This is a genomic window from Sphingosinicella terrae (assembly GCF_003347635.1).
Taxonomy (GTDB): domain Bacteria; phylum Pseudomonadota; class Alphaproteobacteria; order Sphingomonadales; family Sphingomonadaceae; genus Allosphingosinicella; species Allosphingosinicella terrae.
Window position 1 is genome coordinate 776425 of record NZ_QDFY01000001.1, and the last position, 20671, is coordinate 797095.

Consider the following 20671-nt stretch of genomic DNA (forward strand, 5'->3'; position numbering starts at 1 on the left):
CCGAAGCCGGAGCAAGGGAATAGGCCGGGCAAAGGAGCGAGAGCCCCCTTCTCGGTCATTCACTCCAGCAGGCGGTCCGCGTACAGGGGTATGGACGTCGGCACGGACAGGATGGGCGGCGTGGCCGGTCCGGACGAAGGCGCCGCATTGGCCGGGATGACCGCGCTTGCCCGCGCGACTTGCTGGGTGACCACAGCGGCGGCGACCTGCGCGCCGACGGCGGCCTCGGCTTGCTGCATGCCCGGCTCCGTCGCCCGGCCGCCCGAAATGGCGCCGGTAACGGCGCTCAGCAGGGCGGAGAAGATCAGCAGCCATTCCATCGCAACGGCGACATAGTGACTGGCGACCGCAAGGTCCATGGCCTGAGGCGGTTGAATCGATCCTGTCAGGCCTCTACCGCGGGACGATGGACCGGCAAGGCTGCGGCGGCTGCGCATGCGGAACGGTGCGCTATGCGCTCGAGAGCGCGCCCTATGACGCGGGCTGGTGCCACTGCCGCATCTGCCAGCTCAATTCCGGCGCCCCGGCCATGGCTTTCGCATCGGTGCCCGTCGAGGATTTCGCCTTCGTCGCCGGAGCCGACAAGGTGAAGCGTTTCCAGTCGACCGGCTTCGGCCACCGCCTTTTCTGCGGCGAATGCGGTACGCCCCTGCTGATGCGGGTCGACCATCAGCCGGAAACCGTCGATTTCAGCATCGCCACGCTCGACGATCCGGACCGCGTCCCGCCCGAATTCCACATCTTCCGTGCCAGCCGGATCGGCTGGTTCGAGACCGGGGACGACCTGCCCCGCCACGATCGCTTCCGATCCGGCACGCGCGGCCTCGAGGGGACCGAGCCGCCGGAATGACCGAAGGCTGGTGCTCGCAGGGCTCGACCGACGCCGGGCCCGGCCTTCGGCCAATCAGGCCGAGGGAGCCGCGCTGGCCGAAGAAGCCCCGGAGGCGAGCTGGCCCTCGAGCCAGACCTGAATGCGACTCTTCGGCTCGGCGCCGACCTTGGTCGCCGCCGGCTGGCCGTCCTTGAACAGGATCATCGTCGGGATGCCGCGCACGCCATATTTGGACGGCGCATCCGGATTCTCGTCGATATTCAGCTTGACGATGGTCACTCGGTCGCCGAGCTCGTCGCTCAGCTCCTCGAGCGCCGGCGCGATCATCCGGCAAGGGCCGCACCATTCCGCCCAGAAATCGACGAGAACCGGCTTCGAGGCGCCGAGCACCTCCTGACCGAAGGTGGAATCGGTGACGGACTTGGTGGCCATGGGACGCTCCGCTGTTTCGTTCCCTGCCATGTAGGACGCGCCGGGCGGCGTCTCAACCACCCAGGCGGGCGTTCGGCGAGATCGTCGCCGCCTGCGCGTCGAGCAGAGAGTCGGGAAGGCGGTGAAGCACCGGTCCAGCTGTGTAGAGCAAGGCCGCCTCGACCTCGCGCCCGGGAAAGACGACCTGCAGCGCCGCCCGATAGGCGGCCATCTGCCGCAGGTGCGCGGGCGGTATCTCGGCCAGCACCGCCGGCACCTTTCGGCCGGTCTTGAAATCGGCGATCAACACCCGCTTCGTTCCGACGACGAGCCGATCGACGGTGCCGGAGACGACGATACCCCGGCCGATCACCGCCGCCAGCGGCGCCTCGGCAAGGCTGTCGGGTCCGAACAGCTCGGCGAACTGCGGATCCTCGACCACGCGGAGGACGTCGCGGACGATGGCGGTGCGCAGCGACGGATCGGCAACCCCCGCGCTGCGCTCCAGCCAGCGATCGGCCCGTTCGGCGCGACCCGCCGGATCGATGCCGCCGATCCGCTCGAACAGGCGGTGGAGGAGCCGGCCCCTTTCCGCCGCGTGGCGCTGTTCGGGCCCGGGCGGTGGGTAAGGCACGTCGTCCTCGCCGATCGCCGAGGGGGCGAGCGGACGCGGTGGCCGCTCCTCCTCCGGCGCCGGACGATGAAGCCATTCAGGCAGAGGCGCGGCCGGGACAGCAGGTGTCGCCGGGCGCGGCGCCCGGCCCGCACCCTCTCCGGAACCGAAACGCATCTCACGCCCCCAACGCTCATGAGGGCTCCAGTCGCTGCCGAGCGAGACCAGCGCTTCCTCGACGGCCCGAAACCAGCTCGCCTGCGGCGGCCCGTCACGGTCGCGCAGGCCGAGCGTCCCGCCGACATAGAGCCGCTCCTCGGCCCGGGTGAGGCCGACATAGAGCAGGCGCCAATGCTCCTCGCGGTCGACACGATCCTTGGCTTCGAGCTGCGACTTGATCGGCTCGGCCAGCTCTTCCTTGCGCGGCCGGAAGACAGGGATCTCCGGGCCGTCCTCGCCGAGGCGTAGCGTGCCGAAGCGGCCGCCCGGGCCGCTGCGCGATCGATCCGGATCGGCGCAGGCGTCGGCCAGGATCAGGACCGGCGCCTGGAGGCCCTTGGAGCCGTGCACCGTCATGACCCGCACCGCGTCCTGCGGCCCCGACGGATCCCGGACGATCTCGACATCGCCGCGGGCGAACCAGTCGAGGAACGCCTGGAGCGAGGGCGTGCCTCCGCTCTCGAACTCGAGCGCCGACGAGAGCAGCTCCTCGATCGGATCGCGCGCTTCGCTGCCGAGCCGGCCGATCAGCTTGCGCCGCCCATCCAGCGGCCCCGAGAGCATCGTCTCGAAGAAGAGATGGGGCGTCGCATAATCGGCCATGGCGAGTATCGCCTGCAGCCCCGCCAGCGTTTCCGGGTGCGTCGCGCGATGCTCGCGCAGCTGCGGCCATAGCGCGCCCGTCCGGCCGGCGGCGACGGCATGGAGCCGATCCTGCGACCAGCCGAACAGGGGCGATACAAGCAAGCCGGCAAGATTGAGATCGTCCAGCGGCTGGACCGCGAAGCGGGCGGCGGCGAGCAGGTCCTGCACCGCCAGCGGCGCCGACAGCAGCAGGCGGTCAACGCCTGCCACAGGGACGCCTTCGGCATGGAGGCGGGCGACCAGCAACGAGGCGAGATCGCCGCGCCGGCGGACCAGGATGAGTATGTCCTCGGGACGAAGCGGCCGGCCGCGGCTATGGAGCTGGAAGGGATGATCCAGCCAGGAGCGGATCTGGCGCGCCAGGCTGCCCGCGTAGCGCCGGACCGTGTCGTTGATCCAGCCCTCCTCGCCCGGGTCGCCGGAGAATCCCGCCGGGCCGACCTCGGGCTCCCCGGTCTCGTCCGACATGGGCAGCCACAAGGTCACCGAACCGGGGCGGTCGGGATAATGGCTCTCATGCGCATTGGGCGCCTTCGGAAGACCGAGGGCGTCCGGTCCGAGCGACTCCAGGACCCGATCGACCACCGTCAGTATCTGCGGCGAGGAGCGGTAGCTGCGGTCCACCGAGAGATCGAGGAAGCCCGGTGGCAAGGGCCGGTGCCTGTCCCAACGGCCTTCGTCGCGAAGCCGCTCCGCCTCGCCCCTCAGCGCCTGGGCGAAGGCCGAGAAGCGGCTGCGCGCGCGTTCGAACTCGCGCGGATCGGTACCCTGGAAGCTGAAGATGGCCTGCTTGAAGTCGCCGACGGTGAAGATCGTCCGCGGCCGGCTCGACGCGCCCTCGCCGGAGAAGAACTCCTCGGCAAGGGCGGCGACGATGCTCCATTGCCGGGCATTGGTGTCCTGAGCCTCGTCCACGAGGATGTGGTCGGTCTGCTGGTCGAGCTTGTAGCGCACCCAGTCGCCCATGCCGGGTGTCGTCAGCAGCGTCTCGGCCCATCGGATCAGGTCGTCGAAATCGACAAGGCCGGCCGCGCGCTTGGCCTCGTCATAGGCCGCCGCAAAGGCCTGGCCGGCGCGCAGGCCCGCGGCGAGCCCGGCGACCATCGCGGCGCGCGTTCGCAGGGCCAGCAGCCGGCCACAGCATTCGAACGCGGCGGTCGCGAGTTCCGCGTAGCGATCGTCCTGCGGCGCCTGGCCCTTGGCGAAGCTGCGCAGCCCCCCGTCGCCGCGCGCCCATACCGCGTGCAGCTTGTCCAGAAGCTCGCTTCGCTCCGCCGGCGTCGCCGCCAGCCAGCGTTCGCACCAGCCGGCGCGCTCCAGCCCCTTGCTGGTCCCCCATTCCCGGTTGAGCCGCTCGATCCTATGGACCGTGTCCGGATCGATGCCCAGGCCGGGGCTGCCGCCGCAGGCATGGGCGATCAACTCGTCCACGTCGCCGACGGGAAGATCGAAGACGTGCCGAAGGCGCGATTCGATTCCTTCGCGGGGTCCGAGCGGCACCATTGCCTCGGGCGCGCGCGCGCAGGCCAACAGGAAGGATTCCGCTCCGCCCTCGCCCAGCCGGAGGCTGAGCGCCTGGATGTCGCGGACGAGGCCGAGATCGCCCTGGTCCTCGGCGCGGACGAGCAGATCGGCAAGCGCTGCTCGGGCGAGCTGCTGCTCCTCCCGTCCCTCAAGCGGTCGAAAGCCGGGCACGAGGCCCGCTTCCGCCGGGAACGCGGCGAGCAGGCTCTGCGCGAAGGCGTGGATCGTCTGGATCCGCAGGCCTCCGCCGGTCGCTTCGAGCACCCGCGCGAAAAGGGTTCGAGCCCGCTCCCGGGTCTCCAGGCCGGGATCCTCGCCCAGGGCGAGCAATTCCCTTCCCAGCTCGGCGTCCTTCAGCCTCACCCAGTGCGCGAGCCGCGCATGGATCCGCTCCGCCATCTCGGCCGCACCGGCCTTGGTGAAAGTCAGGCAAAGGATGGACGAGGGGCCTACCCCGGCGAGAAGCAGGCGCAGCACCCGCGCGGTGAGGACGTGGGTCTTGCCCGTCCCCGCCGAAGCCGACAAGGCGGCATGATCGACGGGATCGGAAGCGCGGCGCTGGTCGCCCTCGAGGCGCGCGAGCGGACGGAGACGGTGGGTCACGCCCCGACCTAAGAGATGGGGCAGGAAGCGGCAAGCAGCCACGCCTCGGGCAGTCCCGCCGCCGCCGGCCTGCCCGTCATCCCCCGGAAGATGCGGCCGCGAGGCGGCGGACGGCTCTTCAGCGTGATCGCACGCGCCGGTGAGTTCGCTGCTCAGCTCAGAAGACGATCGCTCCGGCAACGAATGCGACGGCGACCATCATCCAGTCGCGCGGCTGCAAGTTCCTGATGAAGTCCATCGGCTGCACCTCCTTGTGTGTTATGTATATAGTACACGCTTGTGGTGTGACAAGGACGTGGCCGGAAGCGTCACGTCCGCGGCAACTGGACAAGGCTGCTCCACACGCCTAAAATTCAATAATATCAAATAAATGCGGCATTAACTTATTAAATGCCTCATTTAAAAAGGGGCGTGACATGGCGGAAGCTCGATCGATCCTCCTGCCGACGGCGGTGCCCGCTCCGCCTCTTCCCGCCATGGAGGCCGAGGGCGAACTGCTTCACCTGATCGACGAAGGCTGCCTGGTGCTGGATGCGCGCTTCCGGGTCCTCGAGGTCAACGCACCCGCGCTCCGGCTCACCGGTCAGCGACGCGTCGACATCGTCGGCCGCGCGGTATGGGATCTGGCCCCGGACCTGCGCCATGGCGTCGCCGGCAAGGCTTGGGTCCAGGCGATGCGGCAACGGGTCCCCGTCAGCACGCGGCATCTCCACAGCTGGCGCGACGGGCGCGAAACCTGGCTCGAGATGCGAGCTCATCCGGCCGGCGACGGCCTGGTGATCTTCTTCCGGGACATCAGCGCCGAAAAGTCCCGGCAGGAGGCACTCGACCGCACGCGCGCGGACCTCGTCCACACGTCGCGCATCGTTTCCGCCGGCGAGATGACCGGAGCGCTCGCCCACGAGCTTGCCCAGCCGCTCACGTCGGCGAGTGTGGCCGTTGCTGCCGGACTCGCCCTGCTCGGGCGCGATCGCGAAGCCGACCTCGAAACGGCGCGCGAGTCGCTTGAGATCGCACGAAGCTCGTTGCAGCGGATGGGCGAGCTTCTGAAGCGGGTTCGTGCCTATGTCGCCAAGAACTCGATCAGAAGCATCCAGAAGCTCGACGTCATCCTGAGCGACGCCGCGATCCTGATCCAGCCGCAGGCTCGGCTAGCCGAGGTCGAGATCGCGTTCGACCTCGACCGGCATGCCATCTGGGTCGACGCCGATTCCGCCCAGATCCAGCAGGTGGTGGTCCAGTTCGTCGCGCATGCCATCGAGGCGATGGCGGAGGGCCCCGACCGTAAGATCCTCGTCTCGGCCCGCCTGACGGACTCGGCGGAAGTGGAGGTCGGCATCGAGGATTCCGGGCCCGGCGCCAAGCACGCGCCCGAGACGCTGTTCGTGCGCGCGGGCGACGGCGTCGAGAGCGGCGTCGGTCTCGCCGTCTGCCGCACCATCGTCCACGCGCACGGCGGACGCATGCGCGCCGGCCGATCGCCAGCGGGCGGCGCCAGCTTTCGATTCACCCTCCCCTGCGCGTCCCGTTCGCGCTGAGCGCCTCGCGTCTGGAGCGAGGGCGCTACTTCAGCGGAGGGGCGAAGAGCGGGAGGCGGTCGACAGAGAAGGCGCCCTCGATCTCGAGCAGCCTGCGCTTGGTTGAAATCCCGCCGGGTGCCGAGAAGCCGCCGAAACGGCCGTCTGCCGCGGTGACGCGGTGACAAGGGACGACGATCGGCCAGGGGTTACGGCCGAGCGCCTGGCCGACGGCGCGCGCGGCGCCGCGGTCGCCGATCCGGGTGGCAAGCTCGCCATAAGTCACGGTGCAGCCCGGCGGGATCGCTTGGGAGGCGCGATAGACGGAGGCTTCGAAGGCGCCGACAGCGGCGAGGTCCAGTGGGATGGCCGACAGGTCGGCGTGAACGCCGCCGAGGAGGCCGCATATGGATTCGATCGCCCCCTCCACCCATTTCGGAGGCCTTCGTTCCTCAACGCCGGGAAAGCGCCGGCTCATCCCGGGGCCGGACCTGTCCCCACCGCTCGCAGGCAGGTGAATTCCGGCGAGCACGTCGCCCTTCCAGGCGATGCCCAGCCGGCCGACCGGCGTCTCGAAGAGGGTGTAGCCGGATTCGGGCATCGCTCGAGCATAGCGTGTCCGGCCGCGGGGCGCACGGCGCACGGCGATGGGGCTCCGATGCAGGCTTGCCGTGCAGGGGCCGCGCCCATAAGCATGAAGTTGGGCGGGGAATTCATAGGCATCAAATGGCTGATTCTCCGATTTTTGAGCGACATGCGACTGACCCTCGCTTCGAGCTGCTGGTCAATGCCGTCACCGATTACGCGATTTACATGCTCGATCGGGCCGGCCATGTCGCCACCTGGAACCCGGGTGCACGTCGCTTCAAGGGCTATGAGCCGGAAGAGATTATCGGCCAGCATTTCTCGCGTTTCTTCACGCCGGAGGACCGGGATAGCGGCGTCCCCGAGCGGGCGCTGCGTACCGCGGTTGCCGAAGGCCGGTTCGAGTCGGAGGGATGGCGGGTTCGCAAGGACGGCACCCGCTTCTGGGCGAATATCGTCATCGATCCCATCCGCGACCCTCAGGGGGAGTTGATCGGCTTCGCCAAGATCACGCGCGACATCAGCGACAGGCGCGCGGCAGAGCGCGCCCTATTCGCCAGCGAGCAGCGCTTCCGCCTCCTGGTTCAGGGCGTCCGCGACTATGCGATCTACATGCTCGATCCGGACGGACGGATCACCAATTGGAATACCGGCGCCGCGGCGATCAAGGGATATAGCGCCGGAGAGATCATCGGCCAGCATTTCTCCCGCTTCTATACACCCGAAGACCGTTCCAATAGCGAGCCTGAGCGGGCATTGGCGACCGCTCGGCGCGAGGGACGGTACGAGCGGGAGGCCTGGCGCGTCCGCAAGGACGGCACCCGTTTCTGGGCGAATGTCGTCATCGATCCGATCCACGACGACGATGGCGAGTTCATCGGGTTCGCCAAGATAACGCGGGACATGACCGAGCGCCGTCGCGCCATGGAGGAGCTGGAGGAGGCGCGGGCCGCCTTGTTCCAGTCGCAGAAGCTGCAGGCCCTCGGCGAGCTTACCGGCGGCATCGCGCACGACTTCAACAATCTGATGACGGTGATACGGGGCTCCGCCGATCTGCTTCGGCGCGGCCGGCTCACCGAGGAGAAGAAGCAGCGCTATCTCGATGCGATCATCGAAACCTCGGATCGTGCCGCGACGCTGACCAGCCATCTCCTCGCCTTCAGCCGGCGCCAGGCGCTCAAGCCGGAAGTGATCGATATCAATGTCCGGCTCGACGCGATCGGCGAGGTGCTCTCCCGAACGCTCGGCAGCGCCGTCCAGATTGAGCTCAAGCTCGACCCGGATCTCTGGAACGCCGAGGTCGATCCGGCGGAGCTCGAGACGGCCCTGCTCAATGCCGCGTTCAACGCCCGCGACGCCATGGGAGACGGGGGCAAGCTCACCATCGGCACGACGAACGTCGCCACGACGGACGGGGAATTCATCTCCATCTTTCTCACCGATACCGGCCAAGGGATGGACGAGGAGGTGCTGAGCCGGGTGTTCGAGCCGTTCTTCACCACCAAGCCGGTGGGCAAGGGAACCGGGCTCGGCCTCTCTCAGATCCACGGCTTCGCCGCCCAGTCGGGCGGAGCGACCGAGATCGACTCCACGCCGGGGGTCGGCACGACCGTCCGGATCCTGTTGCCACGATCAACCAAGCCGCTCGCCGTGCCGCGTGACGGGGAGCTCGCCCCGTCCGTGCCGCCGGGTCTCAGGGTCCTCCTCGTCGAGGACAATCCGCACGTCCTGACGTTCGCGGAGCATCTTCTCAACGAGCTCGGCTGCCATGTCGTCGCCGCCGAGTCGGCCGAGCACGCGCTGCCCCTGTTCGACGAGCATGAAGGCATTGATCTGCTCTTTTCCGACGTGGTCATGCCGGGGATGAACGGGACCGCGCTCGCGGACGAGGCGGAGCGCAGGCTGGGGCGCCTGCCGGTGGTGCTCGCCACCGGCTACAGCGACGAGGTTACCGGCAGCGTCGGCCATAGGCACGAAGTCCTGCGCAAGCCCTATGACAGCCAGACTCTGGCCGCCGCCATCGTCGCCGCGCTCGAGCGCGCTCGCGCCGTCGGCGCTGCTTGACAGAATCGGCCTCCGATCTACTCTGCGGTTTTCCCGGTAAGGCCCGACAGGAATTGGCTGCCTGTGTCGGACGTTCCCGGCAAGGGGAGATCAACCAGCTATGAAGCCCACCCGAAAGATAAGCCGCCGGTCGTTCCTCGGCCGGGTGGCCGGGGGCGCCATCGTCGGCGGTGCCGCGATGACCGTGCTCGGTGAGAGCGCGCAGGCGCTGCAGGTCAGCGACTCGGATCCCAACGATCCGTCCGGGCGCGGCTATACCGGCCGCACCGACAACGACACCGGCTCCAATTCGGACCGCGCCGGCCACGGCCGCAGCGGTCGTGGAGGGCGTAGCGGACTCACCGACAATGATAGCGGCCGCAATGCCGATCAGGCTGGAAACGGCCGCGGCGGACGCCGCGGCGGCGGGGTCACCGATGGAGACACTGGCCGCAATGCGGACCCTGTGGGCCGCGGCCGCGGCGGGAATCGCGGCGGGGTCACCGACAACGACACCGGCCGAAATGCCGACCCGGCCGGTCGCGGCCGTGGCGGCGGGCGCCGGAGCACTGGCCTCAGCGATTCCGACAGCGGCAACTGGGCCGATCCCGGCGGCAACGGCCGCGGCCGTCGACGCACCCGCGCGACCGGGCTCACCGATCGCGATTCGGGCAGCAATGCCGACCGGGCCAATTTCGGGCGCGGACGCGACCACTAGGCGGAGGCGATTGCCGGATGGGAGGGGGGAGCGAAAGCTGCCCCCTTTCTGCATTCGCGTGCGTTGCCCTCCATTCAGCGATGCGGGCATAAACAGCGCCATCACTGGTCAGATCCTGCGGAAAGAGGAACATGGAACGCGAACCTGCCTATCCCGATGACGCCCCGGTCGGAACGCCAGCTCCCGCGAAGGGAAGCCCTGGCGAGGACCCGTCCGCCGCTGAGGACAGCAATCCGACGGAGGAATCCAGCCGCACCCGGAACATCGTCACCGGCGCGGCGATCGGGATCGGGTCGGCGGCCCTGGTCGCCGCCTTGCTTTACGCCAATCGCTCCCGCAAAGGCGACAAGAGCCGCAAGTGAACCGCACCGGCGGGAGCCGATGGCAGGCAATTTCTTGCAGGCCCAGGTTCAGCATGCGGAGGCAAGGCGATGCTCGAATATCTGCCGGCGAACGAGGATGTGATCGCACTGCGCTGCGGCGGCACGTTGCAGCGGGCCGAGCTCGAAGGCTTCATGGATCGGCTTGAGGCGTCGCTCGCCGCGCATGATCGCACCCACTTCTATGCCGAGATTGTCGACTTCAGCGGCGTGGAAACGGACGGCCTCGGCGATCTGATGAAGCGCAGCGCCGTCTATTTCCAGAATCTGAGGCGCATCGGCCGCGTCGGCATCGTCGCCGACCAGAGCTGGATACGCTGGGCGACCAAGCTCGAAGGCGCGCTCCTGCCCCATGTCTCGTACGAGACGTTCGACAGCAGCGAACGCGACCTTGCCCTCGCCTGGGTGCAAGGGGAGCGGGCCCACCCGCATGGAGCCGCCATCCGCATCATCGATACCGATCGTCCCGACGTGCTGGCGTTCGCGATGGACGGCCATGTCGACAGGGCCGAGATGGATGCGGTGACGGCGCACTTCCTGTCTGCGATCGAAGGAAAGACCAAGATCCGCATGCTGGGCCGGATCGGTGACATTGGCGGCTTCGAGATGAGCGGCCTCTTCACCGGAGACTATTTCGCGATGAAGCGCACCTTCCTCGAACGAATGGAGCGTTATGCGATTATCGGCGGGCCGGCATGGCTGCGAACCACGCTCAATGCGCTGGCGCCGCTCTTCAAGGTCGAGATCCGGCACTTCGACACCCAGGAGGAAGACGCGGCCTGGTCCTGGCTCGGCGCTAGGCCGACCGGCGAACGCACGTTGGTCGACTGACGCCGCGCGGCCAGGCAGCGCCTGCGCAGCCGGGTCAGTTCGGAAGCGAACGAGCGGTGGCGAGGATGCGCTCGAGCACCGCAGGATGGAGCGGCTGGGTGAACTCGCAGGTAAATCGATAGCCATCGATCGCGACGATTCGGGCCGGCCAACCCTCGAGTCCCGGCAGCACGATCCACAGCAGCGTGCCGAGCCTCAGCGCGGCAAAGCAGTCGAATTCGACCGTGCGGGCGGTCAGGGTCGACACGTCGATGCTCCAGCGCCGCGTCCCCTCGCGTACCCGTGCCGGCAGATTCAGCTGGACGGCGCCGGGCTCGGCCGTGCCGAGCGCGGAGGATGACGGATCGACGGCCGCAAGGGCGCTCGCCGGCTCGGCCGTCCGCATGCTGCTTCGCATCCGCAGCCACGGCATCAGCATCTGCCATTCGAGCTCGGGCTCGAACTCGATGCCCGCGCTCTGGCCCCGCACCCACCGGACCGTGCCGGCAAGCGGGCCCAGCCCCTCTGGCGTGATCACCACCTTCTCTTCGGGGATGAGGTCGAAGCCGGATTCGATCTTGGCGCCGCCCTGTGCAATATCCCGGATGGTGACCAGCAGGTCCCGGCTGCCGCGCTCGAGCCGCGCCGGACAGGAAACTTCCACCCGCGGCATGCGCCGCCGCTCGCCGGGCTGCGTGACCAGGTTTCGGGCCAGGATCGGTAGAACGTCGATCGGCGAGTCGAAACGCAGGCCGAGTTCCGACCCGTGCCTCCAGACGATGGTACCGTCCAGGTGCTCGCCGGTTTCGAGCTCGAGCTCCAGCCGCCGCCCCTCCTCGACCGGAATGTCGGCATGAAGCACGGCACCGCCGGCACCGATCTTGCGGATCAGGCACACCTCGCGAATGCTGCCAAGCACGACCGAACCCGGTTGCAGGACCGAATCGTCCGCCTCGTCGGCCGGGAGGTCGACAGGCGGAACATCGCCCGACAGGGAATAGACGGTCTCGAACAGGAGCTGGGTCCTCGGCCAACGGCGTCGCGCACGATGCGGCTTGCTCTCCCTATTTTCCGGCAAAAGGGGTTTACGAATTACTAATGCGGGCGCCTCCAACGCCTGTTTTCGTTCCGCCCGTCGAACGTTGGCGGCGCTTCGGCGCTTACCGGAGCGACACTCTGGCCGGCCGCTTATGGTGGACGGGCGTTAACCATGTTAGTTAAGCTGCCGAAGCCCTTGCCGAGAGGACCTGCCATGCCAAAGACGCTCGTCGTCGCCATCGCCGCCCCGATGCTGCTCATCGGCGCCGCCTACCCCAAGGACGACAAGGCGGATCACGCCGACGCGACCGCTTATTCCGCTCCGTCTACCGGCCCCGTCACTTACCGCCCCTGCAGGCCCGGCCGCGGCGACGATCGCTGCATTCAGCTCTACGAACGCGGCGTTCGTACCGCTTATGCGCAGTGGCGGCGCGAGCGGAGTGATACCGGACCGCGGACCCGCTTGGCGATGGGCGGCCCGGACGATGAAGCGGCGGCGGCGCCCCGTCCACGGCAGCGTCAGGCTCGCCGCTGCATCGAGGAGAATGATGCGGCGCACCACGACCGTCACAGCGACCATCCGTCCGCCGCGACGGCCATCGGCGAGCCGGACGAGCCGGCGCGGGACGGCTATGGCGGCGAAACCCGCGGCATGTGATCCGGCAGCGGGTTCGGCGAGACGCCGATCCGCCGCGTTTTCCCGTCGGCTACAGCCCCCTTGGCCGGGCCCTACGAGCCCGCGAACGGCGCCGGCACGGCGCGGGACGATATGGCCCGACCGCGCCGAGCGGCCGGACGCGGCACGAAGAAGCGCGGCTCCGGAGCAGGACCGGAGCCCCGGTCATTCGCGTCCGTACCATTCGTCGAGACGCATCAGCTGATCATAATCGCCGTAGGGCGAATATTCGGGATGGAGCTTGGCGGTAAACGGCTCCGCCCCGGTCAGCCACTTGGCCGCCGCCGCAGCAAAATGGCGCGCGGCCATTGTGGTGAAGTCGGCCGCATCGAGACCGCTCCGCCTGCCGATCGGGCTGGCGACATAGCCGAGACGGCCGGCCTTGCGCGCCAACGACCAATATTCGAAGCAGCCGGCACGGCCGGCCAAACCGTCGAAGCCGCCCTTCTCGGCGATCAGACCGAGCAGGCCGAGCTGGAGCGAAAATCCTTCGGCCACCGCGCGGCTGCTCGGTGGCTGCCCGGTCTTGTAGTCGACGATGGCGAGACTGCCGTCGGCACACCGGTCGATCCGATCCGCGACCCCCTGCAGCCTCATGCCTGCAAATTCGCAGTGGCCGACGGCTTCGGCAAGTAGCGGGATGCGCCCTTCGACGCGATTGCGCTCGACTTCCGCGGCGATGAACTCGATGGCCTCCATCAGTCGGGGCTGCCACAGGGCGCGCATCAGCGGGTGTGCCGAGGCTCCGGCGAGCAGCGCCTCGGCGCGCGGCCGAAGCCGGGCCGGATCGCAGTCATCCTCCTTCATCCAGAGCTCGAGCACCTCGTGGACCGCGCTGCCCCGCCAGGCGGCGGTCGGATCGGCGTCGACCGCGTCGAGGCGGCCGAGCCGGAGCACGCGGCGCGCGTAGAAGGCAAAGGGATCGGCCTTCAGTCGGTCGACCTCCGTCACCGAGATGCTCGTCGGCCGCTCGCGCGGCGCCGGCGCGGGGCGTTCGGCGGGGCGGATCTCGCCCGGGCGGTCGATCGCGCGTGCCCACCGCGCCAGGACCGGATGCCGGGTGACTCCGCCGGTCATTGCTTCGAGCCGCAGCCACAGGCGCGACGCGATGGCAGGCGCCCGTGCATCGCGCCGAGCCCGCGTGACCAGCACCTCCGGCGCGCCCAGGGCGCCAGCAAAGTCGTGCGCGGCGAGACCGATCCGACGCTCGAGCGACGGCAATCCGAGCTCGGCGCGGAGCCGGGGCGCGAGCCAGGGGTCCGGCGCCGGCAAGGCGGGCCACACGCCTTCATTGAGGCCGCCCAGGATCATCAGATCGGCACGCTGGAGCCTGGCCTCGATCAGACCCCAGATGGAGATGCGAGGATGCTGTCCGTAGGGCGGGCGAACCGCGACCGCCGCCATGATCCGCTCGAGCAAGGGCGGCAACTCGGCCGCAGCGACCGGATCGGGGCCCTCCCCCGCCCCCTCCTCCAGGCTGGCGAACAGGTCGGCCGCCGCCTGTCCGGCGGGACCGGCCCAGAGACCGTCCCCGCAAAGCGCTGCGGCTGCCTCGCGCAGGGCGGCGAGACGCTGACCGAAGGGAATGAAGTCTTGCGACGCCCGCTCGAGCGGCCGCAATCGTTCGACCGCCGCCGGCCACCAGGACGCGGCTTGGCCCCGCAGTCGATCGTTTCGATCGCCGCGCGGCGCCAGCGCCTCGGTCACTCCGTCCAGGCCGGAAGGCGGGCGCGGGCCGCGCAGGGCGAGGTCGAGCAAACGCGCGCCGTCGAGCCAGGCGAGCCGAGCCGGCCCGGCGGCAACAAGCGGATGCTTGAGCAAGGCGAGCAGCGGCACCGGCGCGAACCGGTCGGCGGCCGCGGCCGCCAAGGCCAGCAGCAAGGTACCCGGCGGGGTTTGCGACAGCGGGCGGCCGGCGCTGTCATCCGCCTCGATTCCCCATCGGCGCAGATGGGCCGAAACCCGCCTCGCGAGCGCGCGGTCCGGGGTGACCAGCGCCGCCGTCCGGCCGGGTTGCTCGAGCGCCTCGCGCAGCGACACGGCGATCGCCTGCGCTTCATGGGCCGGATCGGCGAGCTCGAGCGCGCGGATGCCGCCGAGGCGCCGCTCATGCGGTCGCAGACCCTGCCACTTCTGGGTGAAGGCGGCCGGCGCCATGGCGTGCGCCACCGCGCGGCTGCGGGCCGCCGGGGCGTCGCGGCCGCCGCCGAAGCGCCAGCGGCGAACCTCGCCGCGGCCGACGCCGATCCGATCGAGCAGCAGCTTGAGGTGGAATTGCGGATGAGTCTCGATCGACGGCTTGCGTCGTTCCGTCTCGGGGTCTGGAACGTGGGGTCCGAGCGCCTGCCATTCCGCTTCAGGCATCTCGAGATCGAGGCCGGGCAGGACGACCAGACCGCCAGGGAGCCGCGACACCCGGCGCAGCAGGCGCGCGACGGCCGGAGCGGCGGTGGTCACGCCGGCGACACAGACGAATCCTGGCGGCGGAGATTCGCGCCAGCGCCGGGTGACGGCGTCGAGCAGACGATTGCGGCGATCCGCGAGATCGATCCGGCCGCGTTCCGCCAGCAGCTTCTGCCATTCCGCCAGGATCAGCCGAAGCTGGTCGAGCGACTTCTGCCAGTGGATCGACAAGTCCGGGAAATCGGCCGCGAACGCCTCGAGCCGCGACGGCGGCACTTCCTCGACCAGCAGCTGGTCGAGCGTGCGTGCCAGATCCTCGGCGAGCCGGAGCGACTCGGCCGCGCCGAAGCCGAGACGATGCTGGACCATCCGGCCGAGCAGGAGCTGCCGGGCGATCGGATCGATCGCCGGCGGCACCGGGTATTCGGCGTCCAGCGGCTCCAGCGCGCCGCCGATACGCTCTCCCAGATCCGGGTCGCCGACCGGGACCAGCCGCGGCAGCAGCAGTCCGCCGCCCGAGCGCCGGACGAACGCATCCTGGATCGCGCGGGCGGCGCGGTTGTTCGGGACCAGCAGGACACCCTGCGCCAGGGCCATCGGATGGCCGCCGCAGCGCACGACCAGGCCGGCGGCGAGCGCGTCCGCAAAGGCGCGGTGAGGCGGAATGGTGAAGACCGAAGGGTGCACGGCCGGGAGAGTAGAGATCGCCCGCGCGAAGTCGAGCCCGCGGCCGCGGCCGCGTGCCTCAGACCTCGCGCAGCATCTCCTCCGTTTTCCGGATATTCTCGGGCTGGCCGATGTCGAACCAGAGGCCCTGGTGCACGGCCCCGAAGCAGCGGCCTTGCTCGATCGCCTTGTCCCACAGGCGGTTGGTCGAGAACGGCCCCTCCGGGTGGTCGCCCGCGAACAGCCGCTTCGAGACGATCTGGATGCCGGTATAGACGAACGGCGCGACCGAGCGCGGGCGGCGCCGGGCAAGCGCTCCGGTCGGAGCCATATGGAAGTCGCCGCGGCCGCCATGGCAGTGGGCACGGGCGAGCGGAACGAGCAGCAGCAGGGCATCCATCCGCGCATCGTCCCAGCTCGACGCGAGCAGCTTCAGCGCGTCGACCGGCCCGTCGATCCACAGATTGTCAGAATTGACGACGAGGAAGGGATCGGCGTCGATCAGCGGCATCGCCTTGATCAGCCCGCCGCCGGTCTCGAGCAATTGGCCGCGCTCGTCCGAAATGACGATCTCGAGGCCGTTGCTGCGGTTGCGCAGATGAGCCTCGACGGCATCGGCGAGATAGTGGACGTTGACCACGGCCTTGCGCACGCCGGCGGCGCGGAGCCGATCGAGCGCATGGTCGATGAGCGGCCGGCCGGCCACCTCGATGAGCGGCTTCGGTCGCGTTGCGGTGAGCGGCCGCATGCGCTTGCCGAGACCGGCGGCCATCACCATCGCGGTCCCGGGGACGGCCGCGCCGGGATTGGGCCGCAGCGCCAGCGGCTTGCGGTATCGACTCATGCGGCGCTCCCCTTGCGCCACGCCTCCCCCCGCTTGTCGGGGGGCACGTTGGCGTCGAACCAGGCGGCGACCGGCGCCAGAGCGGGATGGACGAGGTTGCGCTCGAGATACCCCCACACCCGCGGCAGCAGCGGCAGATAATGAGGCTTGCCGTCGCGCTTCCACAGCCGGGTGAAGATGCCGAGGATCTTGGTGTTCCGCTGCGCGCCGAGTATCTCATATTCGGCGCGGAACCGGACAGGATCGGCAATCCCGGCAGCGGCGACGAAGCGGTCGAACATCGCGGCCTCGAGCTCGGCCGGTACCTCGCGGCGCGCATCCTGGAGCAGCGAGACCAGGTCGTAGGCGCGGTGGCCGGCGAGCGCGTCCTGGAAATCGAGCAGTCCAAGTTCGGCGCGATCGGGAAGCACCATCAGATTGTCGGCATGATAATCGCGCAAGACGAGAACGGGATCGTTCGCGACTTCCTCTATTATGCCGGTCCAGATCCTTCCCCAGTTGGCGAGAAAGCCGCCGGCCTCGGCATCGATGTCCAAAGCGGGGCAATAGAATTCGGTGAACAGGCCGACCTCACGCTCCATCGCCGCCTCGTCATAGGGGCCGAGGTCCGTCGGGGCAGGCTGCATGGCGAGGCGCGCGAGCATGTCCACCGCCGTCTCGTAGATCGCGAGCTCCCGCTCCGGCTTGCGTTGCAGGAGCGGCGTCACGCGGTCGTCCCCGAAATCCTCGAGCAGCAGCAGGCCGATCCCGCGATCGACGGCCAGCGGCCGTGGCGGCGAGAAGCCGCGGTCAAGCAGATGACCGGCGACGCGCAGGAACGGTCCGACATCCTCATGCTCCGGCGGCGCGTCCATCAGCACGGCGGTACGGCCGTCGCCGGCATGGACCCGAAAGTAGCGGCGGAAGCTGGCATCACCGGCGAGCGGCCGGATTTCGGCCCCCGCCCAGCCATGTTCTGCCAGGAAGCCAGGCGCCGCGGCGGGCGGAATCATGGGGGGGGCGGCCATCGGCTCCCCCAAGCGGGCGGCACCTGCGCTGTCAAGGCGCGCGCCCCGCGCGACTCGGCGAAGACCAGCTGCAGCGTGCCGGGCCACAGCGACGGCAGCCGCTCCGGCCATTCGACGAGCAGGACCGCCTCCTCGCGGGCATCCTCCAGCCCGAGCTCCTCCAGCTCGGCAGGATCCTCGATCCGGTAGAGATCGACATGCCAGACTGGGATGCGCGTCTCCGGCGGTTCGTAGGCGATGACGATCGGGAAGGTCGGGCTGGCCACATCGCCCCGATGCCCCAGGCCGTGCAAGATGCCCCGCGCCAGTGTCGTCTTGCCCGCTCCCAGAGGGCCCTGCAGGGCGACGACGTCGCCCGGCCTCAGCTGCGCGGCGAGCTGCCGGCCGAACGCCTCCGTCTCCTCCGGTTCGGCCAGGCGAATCATCGTCGGCCGCTCATTCCGCGACGTCGCGGGCGGGATAGGCGGCCTGCTGTTCCATCGTCCGCGGCAGGGTCACGGTGACCGTCGTCCCCTGCCCCGGCCGCGATTCCAGCGAGATCGATCCGCCATGAGCCTCGACGAACTGCTTGGCGAGCGGAAGACCGAGACCGACGGTCGCGGCATTCTCGGTGCGAGCCTCCATCGTTCGCGAGAAGCGGTCGAAAACCTTTCCCAGGTCGGCCGGAGAGATGCCGTGGCCATTGTCCGAGACGACGATCCGCGCCTCCTCGCGATCGCCGTCCGCCCGAAGCAGCACGCGGCCGCCGCGCTCGGTATAAGCGAGGCTGTTGCCGAGAATGTTGCCGAGCGCCTGGCTCAGCCGGCGGGGATCGCCGATCACCAACCCGACCGAGGCATCGATCTCCGCAACGAGGGCGATCTCCTTTCGACCGGCGCCTTCGCGAATGGCGGCGGCGGCTTCCTGACACAGGGTTGCGAGATCGACCTCGTCCTCGGCCAGCAGGAGCGCGCCCGTGTCGCTTTGGGTGAGGTCGAGGACATTGTCGATGAGGATGCCGAGACGGCCGACGCTGTCCATGATCGCGGCGACATATTCCGCCGCCGTCGGCGGGAGCGCCCCAGCATAGCCGCCGGCGAGCATCTCGGCGAAGCCCGCGATGGAGGTAAGCGGCGTGCGCAGCTCGTAGCTCATGTTCGAGACGAAGGCGGTCTTCAGCCGGTCCGCCTCCTCCAGCGCCTCGTTGCGATCGCGGAGCGCCGATTCGACCTTCCGGCTGTCGGTGATGTCGAGCATCGTGAAGAGGGCGGCGCCGTCTGGGAGCGGCACGGCGGCAAACTCGAATTCGCGGCCGTCGACCATCGCCACTCGCCCTGACCGCTGCTTGCGCTCCTGGGTCGCGCTCCTCACCAGCTCGCGCACCAGGCCGGCATGCTTGGGCTGTTTGAGGCGCGCGGCGAGATGGGGCGTCAGCGCATCGACGCGCGGATGCTGGACGAGCTGCTCCTCGTCGAACCCCCACAATTGCATGAAGCGCTGGTTCCACAGGCTGAGGCGGCCGTCGGACGCGAACACGCCGATCGCCTCGAACAGATTGTCGAGCGTGGCGCTGCGCACGCGCAGCAGGGTGTCGCGGGCCGAGGCGAGCTGGATCTGCTCCGTGCGATCCTCGAAGATGAGCAGCAAGCCGCCGTCCGGGAGCGGCTGGGCGACCACCCGCAGATGCTTGCCGCCGGGCAGCAGCCAATCCTCCTCGTCGGCGGAGAGTCCGCTCGTGAACCAGGCGCGATGCTCGTTCTTCCACTCGGGGAAGTCGCGCACCTCCGGGAGGTGGCCAGCCTCGCGCATCGCATCGATCAGCCGGTCGAATTCGGGCCGGTCGGCGAGGAAGTCGCCGGGCAGCGAGAACAAACGGGCGAAGGGCTGGTTGAAGAAGATCAAGCTGCGGTCGCGGGCGAATTGCGCGACGCCCGCTGAAAGCCGATCCAGCATGTCGCGCTGTGCGCGTGCGAAGCGGGCGAGCTCGGCCCGCGCCTCCTCCTGGTCCTCGACGTCGATGGCGTAGCCCGCGACTCCGCTATTGCCGAGCGGCACCTCGACGATCCGCATCATCCGGCGCTCGCCGGCGATCGTCACCGGCACGGTGCGCTGGACCGGCTCCTGGCGTTCGCGCGCCTCGCCCGCGGCGGCGAGCGCCACCTGGCTGCCGACATCCTCGAGCAGCTCGGTCCCCTCTGCGACGACGGTCGCGGCGTCCGACGCTTCGACGGCCGCGACATAGGCTCCGTTGACCATCGCCAGGGACAGGTCCGGGCCACGATGCCACATCGGAAAGGGCGCCAGCTCGATCAGGCGGGACAGCGCCTCGAGCGCCGCTGAGCGCCGCTCCAGCCGCGCCCGAAGCGTGGTCGCCTGGGCCTCGATTTCGCTGACGTCGAAGAACCAGAGCACCGCCGCCCCGCCGGGAAAAGCCGCCGGAGCCGGCCCGCCCTCGATCCGCAGCGTCCGCGCCGACCCCGGCGGACGCAAGGTCGTGTGGACGGTCCCGCCGACCGCGGCCTCATCGACGCAGCGGGCGAGGCGGTCGGACTCGTCGGGCTGCAGTCCCAGCGCCTCGACCAATTCGGTCCAGCGCTCCGGCAAGACGTCCAGACCGAGCATCGCCGCCAGCCTCGCCTCGCTCTCCAGCCTCCCGTCGCGGCCGATCAGCAGCGGCGTCGCGGGCCCGGCTGCGAGCAGGCCTTCCAGACGGGCGCTCGAGCCGACCACCTCCGCCGCGGCGCCCGCCAAGCGGCGCGCGCGCAGCGTCGCCCACAGGGCGATGGCGAGCCAACCGCCGGCAACGAGGCCGGCGAGCGCTGCCAGGGAGCCGGTCAGCATCATCGGCGGATTGCCTCGTCCCAGGCCCGACAACAGGTGTGGCATTGACGCATCGCGCGCTGTCCTAGCCCGCCCGCCCGGCAAGCGGAAGCGGTGCCCGGCCCAGACCATCTGCCATTCGGCGCGCCCGGCGCAGCGGCAATAAAATATAGGAAAAAATTGGGCGATCGGCACTTTCCGTCACATTCGAACCGAGCCGCATCGCCGCGGCCACGCCACGCTGCCCGGAGCTCCCCGACCATGCACGCTGGGGCAAAAGCCAGCTGTTGCAAATGTGTTACACACCTGAACTTTCGATGAATCGCCGTCATCGTTCG

General features: G+C 69.4%; 17 protein-coding genes. 7 read left to right on the plus strand and 10 right to left on the minus strand.

Annotation, left to right across the window (positions count from 1 at the left end; genetic code table 11):
* Positions 1-59 precede the first annotated feature (59 nt).
* Positions 60-359, minus strand: coding sequence for a hypothetical protein (locus DDE10_RS03620; RefSeq protein WP_114951315.1), 300 nt, complete (start codon positions 357-359; stop codon positions 60-62).
* Positions 360-406: 47 nt separating this feature from the next.
* Here DDE10_RS03620 and DDE10_RS03625 point away from each other — a divergent pair, with 47 nt between their 5' ends.
* Positions 407-850, plus strand: a complete 444-nt coding sequence (locus tag DDE10_RS03625; protein ID WP_114951316.1) for a GFA family protein — start codon at positions 407-409, stop codon at positions 848-850.
* 54 nt (positions 851-904) lie between these two features.
* Here DDE10_RS03625 and trxA read toward each other — a convergent pair whose 3' ends face one another.
* Positions 905-1264, minus strand: coding sequence for a thioredoxin (gene trxA / locus DDE10_RS03630; protein ID WP_114951317.1), 360 nt, complete (start codon positions 1262-1264; stop codon positions 905-907).
* A gap of 52 nt (positions 1265-1316) precedes the next feature.
* Positions 1317-4847 (minus strand): double-strand break repair helicase AddA, encoded by a 3531-nt coding sequence (gene addA, locus DDE10_RS03635; RefSeq protein WP_114951318.1) that lies wholly within the window; start codon positions 4845-4847, stop codon positions 1317-1319.
* 416 nt (positions 4848-5263) lie between these two features.
* Between addA and DDE10_RS03640 the strand changes: the two genes are divergently transcribed.
* On the plus strand, positions 5264-6385 hold the full coding sequence (locus DDE10_RS03640) for a sensor histidine kinase (protein WP_114951319.1): 1122 nt from the start codon (positions 5264-5266) through the stop codon (positions 6383-6385).
* Between the two features lie 25 nt (positions 6386-6410).
* Here DDE10_RS03640 and DDE10_RS03645 read toward each other — a convergent pair whose 3' ends face one another.
* Complete coding sequence (locus tag DDE10_RS03645; protein ID WP_114951320.1) at positions 6411-6965, minus strand: methylated-DNA--[protein]-cysteine S-methyltransferase; 555 nt, start codon at positions 6963-6965, stop codon at positions 6411-6413.
* A 125-nt stretch (positions 6966-7090) separates the two neighbouring features.
* On the opposite strand from DDE10_RS03645, the gene DDE10_RS03650 reads away from it, so the two are divergent.
* The 4 genes from DDE10_RS03650 (at position 7091) to DDE10_RS03665 (ending at position 10921) form a co-directional block, all read left to right on the plus strand.
* Positions 7091-9013, plus strand: a complete 1923-nt coding sequence (locus tag DDE10_RS03650; protein ID WP_114951321.1) for a hybrid sensor histidine kinase/response regulator — start codon at positions 7091-7093, stop codon at positions 9011-9013.
* 100 nt (positions 9014-9113) lie between these two features.
* Positions 9114-9710, plus strand: coding sequence for a hypothetical protein (locus DDE10_RS03655; protein WP_114951322.1), 597 nt, complete (start codon positions 9114-9116; stop codon positions 9708-9710).
* A gap of 131 nt (positions 9711-9841) precedes the next feature.
* Positions 9842-10072, plus strand: coding sequence for a hypothetical protein (locus DDE10_RS03660; RefSeq protein ID WP_114951323.1), 231 nt, complete (start codon positions 9842-9844; stop codon positions 10070-10072).
* Positions 10073-10141: 69 nt separating this feature from the next.
* On the plus strand, positions 10142-10921 hold the full coding sequence (locus tag DDE10_RS03665; protein WP_114951324.1) for a SpoIIAA family protein: 780 nt from the start codon (positions 10142-10144) through the stop codon (positions 10919-10921).
* Positions 10922-10955: 34 nt separating this feature from the next.
* Here DDE10_RS03665 and DDE10_RS03670 read toward each other — a convergent pair whose 3' ends face one another.
* The gene (locus DDE10_RS03670; protein ID WP_114951325.1) at positions 10956-11978 is read right to left on the minus strand and encodes a PilZ domain-containing protein; all 1023 of its coding nucleotides are present in this window, start codon (positions 11976-11978) and stop codon (positions 10956-10958) included.
* A 174-nt stretch (positions 11979-12152) separates the two neighbouring features.
* Between DDE10_RS03670 and DDE10_RS03675 the strand changes: the two genes are divergently transcribed.
* A complete protein-coding gene (locus tag DDE10_RS03675) occupies positions 12153-12596 on the plus strand; it encodes a hypothetical protein (RefSeq protein ID WP_114951326.1) in 444 nt (147 codons plus the stop codon).
* Between the two features lie 183 nt (positions 12597-12779).
* On the opposite strand, the gene addB is transcribed toward DDE10_RS03675, so the two are convergent.
* The 5 genes from addB to DDE10_RS03700 are packed head-to-tail and all read right to left on the minus strand — an operon-like array spanning position 12780 to position 20357.
* The gene (gene addB / locus DDE10_RS03680) at positions 12780-15704 is read right to left on the minus strand and encodes a double-strand break repair protein AddB (protein ID WP_284734419.1); all 2925 of its coding nucleotides are present in this window, start codon (positions 15702-15704) and stop codon (positions 12780-12782) included.
* A gap of 58 nt (positions 15705-15762) precedes the next feature.
* The gene (locus DDE10_RS03685; protein WP_114951327.1) at positions 15763-16527 is read right to left on the minus strand and encodes a nucleotidyltransferase family protein; all 765 of its coding nucleotides are present in this window, start codon (positions 16525-16527) and stop codon (positions 15763-15765) included.
* Positions 16524-17519 carry an aminoglycoside phosphotransferase family protein gene (locus tag DDE10_RS03690; protein WP_114951722.1) on the minus strand — a complete coding sequence of 332 codons (996 nt, stop codon included), beginning with the start codon at positions 17517-17519 and terminating at the stop codon, positions 16524-16526. Before DDE10_RS03690 ends, DDE10_RS03685 begins: the two co-directional genes overlap by 4 nt.
* Positions 17516-17959 (minus strand): tRNA (adenosine(37)-N6)-threonylcarbamoyltransferase complex ATPase subunit type 1 TsaE, encoded by a 444-nt coding sequence (gene tsaE / locus DDE10_RS03695; protein WP_114951328.1) that lies wholly within the window; start codon positions 17957-17959, stop codon positions 17516-17518. The genes DDE10_RS03690 and tsaE overlap by 4 nt, the downstream gene beginning before the upstream one ends.
* 10 nt (positions 17960-17969) lie before the next feature.
* Positions 17970-20357, minus strand: a complete 2388-nt coding sequence (locus tag DDE10_RS03700; protein WP_114951329.1) for a sensor histidine kinase — start codon at positions 20355-20357, stop codon at positions 17970-17972.
* Positions 20358-20671 lie beyond the last annotated feature (314 nt).